A 1,864-nucleotide genomic window follows, 5' to 3' on the forward strand; every position below is an offset into this window, starting at 1 on the left:
TGGTGCGCCGAGCATGGCGTTGATCTAGGAGGTGAAAGTCCTCTACGGGCTCAGTCGAGCGAGAACCGTTAGCCTATGCAAGGGTGTTCACCGTGAGGTGAAATCTGAAGGAAGCAAATGGCAAAACTTGGTTGTGACGAACAGAAATCTGATAGTAGGTCATTACAACTTGGGCAACCTAGCCATAGATAGAATAGCCCAATGCCTCGACGGGAAGTGTGTAGTGGTAAATCAGGCACAGCCAAGGGAAAGAACAACGTCTTACCTCGGGAGATCTTATGGTTTGTCTCAATAGAGACTAATACAGCAGTGATGTTGTGTGATGAGCAATAAGAAGTCAGCAGAAGGCATAGTACTTTGAGAATGTACAACTCAAAGGAAGGCCTGAACTGAATATATCAAGAAGCAGTCACTAGACACTCAATCATGTGGAGTCATAGCAAGATGAAATTCATCTCTACGTCCCAAAGGGCAATACCGCAAGTAAAGCTCATGGATACGAAGAATGACAAGCATGGTCGGCGTAGACAGGAGGGCGAGTCTTGGTGACCTCAACTTCGTTGATGGAGCAAATCTGCTCCTCAACCAATTTGAATCAAGCTCTTAGACGCGTGAAGAAGAACAAAGGGTGTGCAGGAGTCGACAAGCTCGACATCAACGCCACTATCTCAAGACTTCGACAGGCATCAAACGGGCAAGAGCTTCGCCAGAGTCTTCTGGATGGAAGCTATCAACCTCAACCTGTTCTTGGTGTAGAAATCCCCAAAGCTAGTGGTGGCGTAAGGCAATTAGGTATCCCAACAGTCCTTGATAGGGTAGTCCAACAGGCAATCACATCAGTGCTGTCATGTATCTATGAGCCGAAGTTCTCCGACAGTAGTTACGGGTTTAGACCCAACCGCAGTGCGCACCATGCATTGTCGGCCGCCAGTCGCTACATCCGAGAGGGTCGAGGTTATGTAGTAGATATCGACCTAGCAAAATACTTCGATACAGTGAATCACGATAGGCTAATGCACAGGCTGTCACAAGATATTGCTGATAAACGCGTGTTAAAGCTAATTAGGTCATACCTACAGGTAGGCATAATGCGACATGGACTAGTTGAGCAGAGACAACGAGGCACACCCCAGGGTGGGCCATTATCTCCGCTACTATCAAATATTGTATTAGATGAACTGGATAAAGAGCTAGAGCGTAGAGGGCATAAGTTCTGTCGATATGCAGATGACTGTCAAATCTACGTGCGTAGTGAGGAAGCCGCTCATCGAGTCAGAGAGTCGATAACGGAGTTCTTGGAGCAGAAACTAAAGCTGACGGTAAACCGTAAGAAAAGTGCAGCAACGAGAGTGACAAAGCGAACTTACCTAAGCCACCGCTTCCAGATAGACGGAAGAATCGGGATATCGAAGACGGCACAAGCTCAAATGAAGAAGCGAGTACGTCAGATAACGAAGCGAAATCGAGGACGAGAGTTACAGGTGATAATCACGGAGTTAACTCAATATCTAAGAGGATGGCAACACTACTTCAAGCTTACTGTTAGTAAAAGTGCAATGCAGCGCTTAGACGAATGGATACGGCGTAGATTAAGGTGCTACCGACTAAAGCAGCGCAAACGCAGACACAGCATAGCGATATGGTTACAGCGACAAGGTGTAACGGAGCGTAATGCGTGGAAGCTAGCGATGTCAGATAAGGGTTGGTGGCATCTAGCTTCAACGCCACAGGTTAATCACGCCATGCCAATAAAATGGTTCGAGGGGTTGGGGCTGTACTCACTAAGAGATGGGTACGAGTCACTGAAAGTATATTCGGAACCGCCGTATGCGACCCACGCTTGTACGGTGGTGTGAGAGGACGG

1 protein-coding gene is annotated in these 1,864 nt (G+C 47.6%); it reads left to right on the plus strand.

All coding sequences use genetic code 11. The features are described 5' to 3' along the window. Positions 1-563 precede the first annotated feature (563 nt). Positions 564-1,856, plus strand: a complete 1,293-nt coding sequence (gene ltrA, locus AB6D58_RS24285; protein WP_170963353.1) for a group II intron reverse transcriptase/maturase — start codon at positions 564-566, stop codon at positions 1,854-1,856. Positions 1,857-1,864 lie beyond the last annotated feature (8 nt).

The organism is Vibrio sp. 10N.239.312.D08, from assembly GCF_041466145.1.
In the GTDB taxonomy this organism is placed as follows: Bacteria; Pseudomonadota; Gammaproteobacteria; order Enterobacterales; family Vibrionaceae; genus Vibrio; species Vibrio crassostreae_C.